Consider the following 8,864-nt stretch of genomic DNA (forward strand, 5'->3'; position numbering starts at 1 on the left):
CCAGATAAAAAAGAAAGAACCATATTTAAAAATGTATATCATTCTATACGTGGGACAAAGTAAAAGGAAAAATTTATGATTCCTCTATCTTATCTGGCTGTGTACTAAACAATATAGTTTGAAAGAAATACCAACTATAAATATAAAAATTATGTACTACTCAACCGGTTCAGCATGAGTAAGAGTTTACTAGGGGTTAAGGAGGTTAAGTAAACATGATTACCTTTATGAAACTGGAAGTTATACTGTTTCTTACCCAGCTGAGTACTACATAATTTCATATTAACTTTGACATATCATTATAATCTTTCATTTTTGGATTGGCATATGTATCTATTATTCTCTCAAAAGAGACTTTTTTACAAAAAGTTCTGTACATACGAATACCAGATTTTTTCAGTTCTTTCAGTGTAGCATCTACAAGTTTTGGCATATGATTTAACACTGTTGGGGTAAGTCCGTTACACACTTCTGTAATGTCTTCTGGTACCATTGTTATTAATTGTACCTCTCCCATATCTTCATGAAAAGAACAAATCTCCAGCATCATAGTAATTTCTACTTCGTTTGCAGTCTTACGTATTGTTGATCCTTGATTCATTACTTCTTCACTTGACTCAGAAAATATAGTTCCTACCGGAGCATTTTTTGATCCTGTTCCAACAATAATAACCTTGTCATATTCTTGATAATAAGTCATAAGCGTAAAGCCCAATGTCCCACCATCTACTACAGTTAAATTATCTGGAATATGGTAATTTTGCTCTATATACTTAACAGCATAAGCCCCAAGACCCTCGTCATGAAACATTATATTACCGATACCAATAAGTGCTATGTTTTTATGTGCCAACTTTTATCCTTTAAACAAAGAAGCATTACGCTTCTTTGTCACCTTCTTTCATTTTTACATATTTACCGCCGCCTATCACGATATTAACATCACCTTCTTTCCAGAAAATGGTACGCCATACTTGATAATAAATATGAAAAACTACCCAAGTAATGATCCACCACATCGCATAATGATGTAAAATTCGCACATCCATAATCGAAGCTGTAGGGCCAGAACCAATGATCCAACCACTTACCGGGATAGTCCAATCTGTCATTAAGTGTAACATCCATGGCCACCACTCACCAATTGAGCTAAGCCCAGAGCCTAAACCATGTACATACAACTGAAGTCCGCTCAAAAGCATCCACACTAGTAATAAGTGGAATATTGTTAAATAAACTGAATTAAAACTATCAAGATGACTTGAATCAAAATTCTTACGTTTATTAAGTGTCACTAGATTTAAAAATACTTCAAAAAACTGTTTTATATTACTCTGGGTTGGTATATCTTTTTTATATGGTTTATCCTTTAGAAAACGCGTTGCAAAAGCAAGATAAAAGATAACAATCGATGTAACATCAAAGATAATTGCAACAATAAAATGTGCCCAACGATTCCATGCCATGACATATTTATCTACTGCAGGATCTGAAATAAAAGTTTGATAATATGGGTGGGCAATATAAAACCCTGTTGCTACGGCAACAATCATCGAAAAGACATTGGTCCAGTGGATGATACGCGTAGTAGCGTTCATCCGTTCAATTTTTTTATATCCAGGTTTCATCATATACTCCTTAGAAAGCACAGGTAGGGTCAACTTTATATACGGCTAGCTCCTTACCTTTGGTGTCCACTACATGCACCGCACAAGCAATACAAGGATCAAAGCTGTGGACAGTCCTAATAATTTCTAACGGTTCCTCAGGATTAGCTACTTTTGTACCTATAAGACTCGCTTCATAAGCACCCAACTCTCCATTTGGCCCTCTAGGTCCGGCATTCCAGGTTGACGGAACAACGGCTTGATAATTTTCAACTTTTCCATCTTTTATTTTTACCCAGTGTCCTAGAGATCCCCTTGGTGCCTCTGCAAGTCCCACACCTTTTGTATCCATACTAACCTTGTCAAAATCAAATTCCGTCCAAGTACGAAGGTCACCCCTTGCTGCATTTATTGCTAATTCATCAACCCATTCCATCATAGCATCACACATCAATTCTGTTTCGATAGCACGTGCTGCTGTTCTACCAACAGTAGAGAAGAGAACAGTTATAGGTAATTGCGATCTTCTTAAAAAGTTACCTACATATTTTGTTATTTTTTTATCACCTTTAGCATACCCAACTACCATACGTGCGAGAGGTCCAACTTCCACTTTTTTACCATCATACAGAGGTGACTTGATCCACGAATACTTTTCATCTGTTTTCAAATAGGAGTATCCATCATCTTTCTTCTCCAGTCCTGTATACTTAGGTATGGTTGTTCCCACATATGGATGTTCTGGAGCGCCCGTTCCCTCATACCAGGAATGTGTAACATCTTCAGTAATTTTCGATTGATCAACTTCATATACCTTACTGATATCACCTTCCAGTACAAGTCCTTTGGGGAAAAGAGTTGCTGAGTTATAGAATCCAGTATCATCAAGTCTAAAGTCACCATAAGACATATAACTTAAGAGACCGCCACCTGTCCCACCTACACCTTTATAAGTAGCTTCTGCATCAGTTGCCTCTTCAGCATACATTGTTCCTGCCATATATATATCAGGTAGGTAGGCTCTTTTTACAAATTCTGTACTCTCTTTTAGCAACCGTTTAAAGAGTGCTATTCTTGCAGGGTTTTGGATATCCTGAACACAAGTGACACCACCCACTACGATAGATTGCGGATGCGGGTTTTTACCGCCAAATATAGCTTGCATTTTAGCCATGTCTCTTTGGATATCAAGTGCTTTAAGATAGTGTGCTACAGCAATAAGATTTTGCTCTGGTGTAAGTTCATAATGGTCATTACCCCAGTATCCATTACCAAAGATACCCAATCTTCCTTCCTTGACAAACTTGATAATACGATCTTGTACAACCTTAAATTGTGAAGCATCAGACATATATGCAGAAACACCCGCTACATTGGCCCACTGAACTGCTTCATCAGCAGTCTTATAAGGGTCTGCTTTTGTTGCAGATACAACATCAACGAAATCAAGTGCATGCAAATGATAGAAATGTACAAGGTGATCATGTACGTACAGTGCCCCTTGAATCAAGTTTCTCACTAATCGTGCATTTTTAGGAATAGTGATATCAAATGCATCTTCTACTGCTTCAATACTTCTTTGGTAATGTGTACCAGTACAGACACCACAAATACGCATTGCCATCAAACCACAATCTCTTGGGTCTCTTCCCTGGAGGATTGTTTCTATCCCTCTCCACATTGTTGATGAACTAAATGCATCTACAATTTGATTATTCTCATCTATTACAGCTTCAATACGAAGATGTCCTTCGATTCTTGTAATAGGGTCAACAATTATATGTTTCTTAGACATTACTCTTCTCCTTCATCTACTCTTTTACCGGCTAATGCACTTGCAGCTGCATGAATACCTATACCAACACCTGCTGCTGTAAGTAATCCCAAACCAAACTCATCAACTGTTTTTTCTACACCACCTGTAGGTGCTTTAATATGAGCATCCGACATTGGCCTTTCATACGCATACTTATCCCAAAAATCTGGTTCAGAACAACCTATACATCCACGACCAACGCCAATAGGCCAATTCACACCTTCGTTATATCTTACAATAGAACAGTTATTGAAAGTCATTGGGCCTTTACATCCAACTTTATAGAGACAGAAGTTGTTTTTGGCACCTTCATCACCCCACTCTTCCACATATTCACCTGCATCAAAGTGTGCACGTCTTTCACAGTTATCGTGAATACGATATCCAAAAGCAAACTTTGGTCTAAGTAGAGAATCAAGCTCAGGAATAGAACCAGTTAATACATAGTGCAAAATAACCCCTACCATATTTGAAGGGTTCGCAGGACATGCTGGGATATTGATAAGTGGTTTACCTTTTACCACATCCATCACTCCTACAGCATCTGTAGGATTTGGTGCAGCTGCAGGAATTCCACCATAGGTTGCACATGAACCAACTGCAACTACAGCAGCAGCATCTGCTGCAACACGAACCAAGTGATCATGAAATGTTTCTGCTTTTGCACCAATTGTCCCAAACTGACCATTCATGCCCATAGGAATTGAACCTTCAACAAAGAGCAAATACTTACCTTTAAAGTGTTCCATTGCTTCTTCCATTTGCTTTTCAGCTTGATGCCCTGATGCCGCCTGTAATGTCTCATGAAATTCTAAAGAGACAATATCAAGAACGATTTCATCAATTGTTGGACCATCACATCTAAGTAATGCTTCAGAGTTTCCTGCACAATCCTGTAGCTCTAACCATATAACTGGCACACGATTCATCAATATAGCTGCTTCTGCAACCAATGGTGTAAATGAAGCCGGCAACATCAACATTGCAGTTGTTGCAGATGCCCATTTAAGAAAATCTCTTCTTCCAATCCCTTCTTCTTCAATGCTTTCTCGAAAATCTAATCTATTATTAAGTGGTTTTAACTTTTTTAATTCATCAAGTCTTGCTTGACATTTAAGATACAACTCATCGTAATATGCATCACCTTTATTAGTGTCGACTTTCGCACTTTGAGCAGTAAAAAGTTTTTTTACGGACTCTAGTCTATCCATAGCCATCTGGTCTCCTTTTTTTCAATAATTAACTGAACATTCATTCATTAACTTCCAATAATAAACGATTTTAACTTAAACAAAAGTAAATAGTCATTCATTTTATATAAAATATTTATTTTTTTATATAAATAAATATTTTTTATAAGCATTTGTTTTAATTTTTACCTTTTATCATTCCATTCATTTATATGATACTCTTTCCCTTTAAGAGGCAGTATCCACATTTGATACATTGAGGTTACCCACATTATCACAAATGCCATCATGTAACCAAAACCACCTATGATTGTAAACCATGCAAATCCAGGGAAAACAGATGTGATCCACCACGATGATATATCTATAATTAAAAAAGTAAATGGGATCGCAATGATCAAAGCTTTAAGTTTTTCATTAAACCCTACAGCTAAAGAAAATATATACCCAACAAACATGAATATGAAAGCAATACCAAAAAGATGTATATGTGAAACTCTAGTTAATGAATCCACTGATGCACCCATATCTGGTTTTGCCACTTTAGCTGTTTCTTCATAATCAGAAAAATTAGGCAATCCCGGTATTGCACTATGACACTGAATACAATTTGCTTGAAAAACCGGTTCTACTTTTTTCCAATGTTCTTGAGGTGCTCCCTGTCTTGCCCATTTAATTAATATTGTTCTATCCTTATCGCTGGCTTTATCTTTCATAGAGCCATTTAACTTCGTTTCTAATTTAGAGGAGTGTCGATTACCATGGTAACTATAAACAATGTCATCTACAGATATACCTAATTTACCATCAGCCATACCATGTGTGAAAAGTATTTGAAGCCCAGACATTATGAATCCTACTGCCATAACAAGTAAATATCCTGTAAACAATGTTCTTACAGCAATACCTAGAGATGGGAGATTCATTTGACTCATTACTTTATTACCCATTATAATCCTTTCTATAAGTTAATTTATTGCACTTTTTTTGTTGAAAATGAATAGTCATTCACCATATTAGATAAAAAAGCTTAAAGTTAAATGAATGAATATTCATTTAACTAAAGATAATGGTAATTGTAGATTTTTGGAATATATTAAATAAGTAAAATGTTATTGAGTAGTACAAACAGAGCAAACATCAAATGTTCGAAAAATAAAAGTTGCTTCTTCTATACTTAATGAACCAGTCATAGCTTCAATCGCTATGCCTTGTTCTGCTTTTGTAGAATTACCAAGATTCCACTGAGTCGGTGTAATAATGTCATAATTAGTAATGACACCATCTCGTACTGTTGTTTTATGGATCAGTGAGCCTCTTGCAGCTTCTACTGTACCTACACCATCAAAATCATTCAATCGTACATCCGCATTTAATACGCAAGATGGTTCATCTAATTGTAGTTTATTGAGTAAACCTTTAGAGTAGTCTAACAAAAGTGCTACTTCGTGTATACGTGCAAATACTCGTGATAACACAGAATCTTTAAAGCGTTTATGTAAACTTCTGACTATTGGTGTCTTAGCAACCATACCTCTAGCTAATGGGCCAACTTCATAAAATTTATCTCTGTAGGTTACAGCCTTTGAAACTGTACCCTTTTGTTCATTCTCTTGCACACAAGATATATCAACATTTGTAACATTTGTAATAATTGACCTACCCGGTTTAGCAAGGATACTATCTCCAAAAACAATAAATCTATCATGACTGTATCCTTTATCACCCATATCATTAACTAACATAAGACGTAATAGTTTACCAAAGTCACCGTGTATCTGACTAAAGCAAGAGACTGATTCCATTGCAAGATAGTCATCTATAGAAAGTCCAATCACCACCTCTTCAAAAAATTTAATGCTTTCATCTACAAGACTTTGTGCTTGCATCACGTCTAGATGTGTTGGATCACAGGTCACTCCACCTGGAATAGCATAAGAAGCATGTGGCCACTGTCCTGAAAAGACAGCTAATGCTTTAGTAATAGTAGAAGCAAGGTATGTGGCCTTAATCGCATAGTTTTCTTCGCTAACAGCTCCTACAAACTTTTCAAGTTGTGGAAGTATAGTCATATAAAGCCATTTAATATGGTTTTGTATGAGTTCACATGACAAAGTAAATTCTCGTATAGCTTTTGCTTTGGAAGTAAGATTTATCTTTAACCCTGCATTTTCATATCCGTTTTCTATAGCACGTACCGCAGCTAAGAGGTGTGCATGGTTACAAATACCACAAACACGTGGTGTGATCACTAAAGCATCCCAAGCATCGTGACCTCTAAGTATTTCTTCTATACCACGGTAAAAACCAAAGTTTATCTTTACATCCTCTATTTCACCTTGGTTAAATGTGAAATCCAGTTCAGCTTCACCTTCTATCTTCTCAATAAGTTTTTTGACGGTTACATTAGTCATTTGTCATATTCCATAAGTCGTTCCGTAAAACGTTGAATAGTAAAACTCTTAGCAACACCCGTAAGTGTCAAATATGCTCGTTTAGATACGCCGAGTGGCACCTTATCTGGTATTCCCATATTAGTTTTTGTTCTAAAGAATGACTCTTGTGGATAGTTAGGTTCCGTGCAACCAAAGCAAGGTGTTCCTGCACGTGTTTTAGAATTGATATCATTCCACAGTATCTTATTACAACTTCCTCTAGTATAAGGGCCTCGGCACCCAGTCTCATAAAAAAGACAACCTTCCTTAAGTCCAAAAGTTTTTGTGTCTATTTTCCATTCAAAATACTCGTTGCGCGTACATCCCGTATGTACCGTGTATCCATAAAGTTCGACTGGACGATGTAAGTTGTCAATGGGGATATCTTTCTTCCCTGATATCATCAAAAGAACATAAGAGAGCCACCTAGGATGCATTGGACAACCCGGTAACGATATAAGTTTAGAAGCATGCGTACTATAACGCTCTGTCTTCTCTTCCCCATTGAAACAAAAACCTGAAATTGCCTCAGGGTTTTTTTGTTTAAATATCCCTCCAAAAGTTGCACAGGTCCCGACAGATATAATATGTTTAGCTTTATTTGCATAATGCTTTATAATTGATGACACTTCCACACCGCTCTTCAAAAACCCTTCTTCCTGAAAAGAACCTTCAATTATGAGTACATCACAAGGTACAATACCTCCAATAACATCTTCCATACTGTATGAACTATCGAGTACTGGATGATGCACAACTTCAAAATGTGAAAGTATAAAAAAGAGTTCAGGATGATTTAAAAAAGAATGAGTGTTTCCATTACAAGTAATGGACTGTAGCCAAAGCAACTTAGGTTTGTTTTGGCATGTCATACGTTATGCCTTTAACGCATTATATATGTTAAACGAAATATCATGTATATATTCCTCGATAGGTTTAGGTAAAACCTCTTCTCCATTGAGAAAAACCATTCCACCCAAGTATCCCATGAACAATCCAAAAGCAGAAAAGAAGTCTTGATTTCGTAACTCTCCAGAAGAAACAGAATCATCAAAGAAAATCATAATTTCAGTGATAAATCCGGAAACACAAACCATCCCTTCACAACCTTGATGAAAGACTTCACGATTAGAAAGATATACACGTAAAAAATACTCAATCATCTCTGGCCTATCTTTCGCCATCATGAAATAAATCTCAACAATCTTCTCAATCTTTTCTTTAGCACTTACATTCATTATATTAACTTTATGTATCTCTTCTCCTAATGCTTTAGAAGTATACTTGATAATTTCCTGTGCCAAGATATCTTTAGATGAAAAATAATTATAGACATTTCCCGCACTCATTTGGAGCTTCGCAGCAATATCAGGAATAGTTGTCTTATGAAAACCATTTACGGAAAAAAGTTGCAAAGCCGCTTTTATAATAGATTCTCGTTTTAATGCTTTCTTCTTTTCTGCTTTCACAAATATCCTTTTTTTTCATTGCAAGTATTCTAACATAAAATATTATATACTATTAACCATCTACTCAAAAAACTATTACCTGTCACCCTAATATACTTACCAAAGATTTCATTTTAAATCTTTCTCAATAAATGTAAATAATAAATCATTATTCTTTCTAAATATTTACATTTATACCCCAATGTATGGAGTTTATACTATTATTTACTCTATAATACATAACCGTTTTAGGAGAACATAACTATGACAGTAAGAAGAAAATTCAAAAAAGATACTGTAAATACTGTGAAGCAAAAATAGACTTCATCGATTATAAAGATTTGGCTCAACTTAAATTCTCACTCTCT

8 protein-coding genes are annotated in these 8,864 nt (G+C 35.8%); all 8 read right to left on the minus strand.

Annotated features, from left to right (window positions below):
- Positions 1 to 277: 277 nt before the first annotated feature.
- Positions 278 to 853 carry a HyaD/HybD family hydrogenase maturation endopeptidase gene (locus tag PGH07_RS11325; RefSeq protein WP_289414617.1) on the minus strand — a complete coding sequence of 192 codons (576 nt, stop codon included), beginning with the start codon at positions 851 to 853 and terminating at the stop codon, positions 278 to 280.
- Between the two features lie 25 nt (positions 854 to 878).
- Positions 879 to 1,628 (minus strand): cytochrome b/b6 domain-containing protein, encoded by a 750-nt coding sequence (locus PGH07_RS11330; protein ID WP_289414618.1) that lies wholly within the window; start codon positions 1,626 to 1,628, stop codon positions 879 to 881.
- Positions 1,629 to 1,638: 10 nt separating this feature from the next.
- Positions 1,639 to 3,402, minus strand: a complete 1,764-nt coding sequence (locus tag PGH07_RS11335; protein ID WP_289414619.1) for a nickel-dependent hydrogenase large subunit — start codon at positions 3,400 to 3,402, stop codon at positions 1,639 to 1,641.
- A complete protein-coding gene (locus PGH07_RS11340) occupies positions 3,402 to 4,640 on the minus strand; it encodes a hydrogenase small subunit (protein WP_289414621.1) in 1,239 nt (412 codons plus the stop codon). The genes PGH07_RS11335 and PGH07_RS11340 overlap by 1 nt, the downstream gene beginning before the upstream one ends.
- Before the next feature lie 158 nt (positions 4,641 to 4,798).
- The gene (locus PGH07_RS11345; RefSeq protein WP_289414622.1) at positions 4,799 to 5,563 is read right to left on the minus strand and encodes an Aq_1264-related membrane protein; all 765 of its coding nucleotides are present in this window, start codon (positions 5,561 to 5,563) and stop codon (positions 4,799 to 4,801) included.
- Between the two features lie 162 nt (positions 5,564 to 5,725).
- On the minus strand, positions 5,726 to 7,027 hold the full coding sequence (locus PGH07_RS11350; protein ID WP_289414623.1) for a nickel-dependent hydrogenase large subunit: 1,302 nt from the start codon (positions 7,025 to 7,027) through the stop codon (positions 5,726 to 5,728).
- A complete protein-coding gene (locus PGH07_RS11355; protein WP_289414624.1) occupies positions 7,024 to 7,920 on the minus strand; it encodes an NADH-quinone oxidoreductase subunit B family protein in 897 nt (298 codons plus the stop codon). Before PGH07_RS11355 ends, PGH07_RS11350 begins: the two co-directional genes overlap by 4 nt.
- A 3-nt stretch (positions 7,921 to 7,923) precedes the next feature.
- Positions 7,924 to 8,517, minus strand: a complete 594-nt coding sequence (locus PGH07_RS11360) for a TetR/AcrR family transcriptional regulator (protein ID WP_289414625.1) — start codon at positions 8,515 to 8,517, stop codon at positions 7,924 to 7,926.
- Between the last annotated feature and the right edge of the window lie 347 nt (positions 8,518 to 8,864).

Source organism: Sulfurovum zhangzhouensis (assembly GCF_030347965.1).
In the GTDB taxonomy this organism is placed as follows: domain Bacteria; phylum Campylobacterota; class Campylobacteria; order Campylobacterales; family Sulfurovaceae; genus Sulfurovum; species Sulfurovum zhangzhouensis.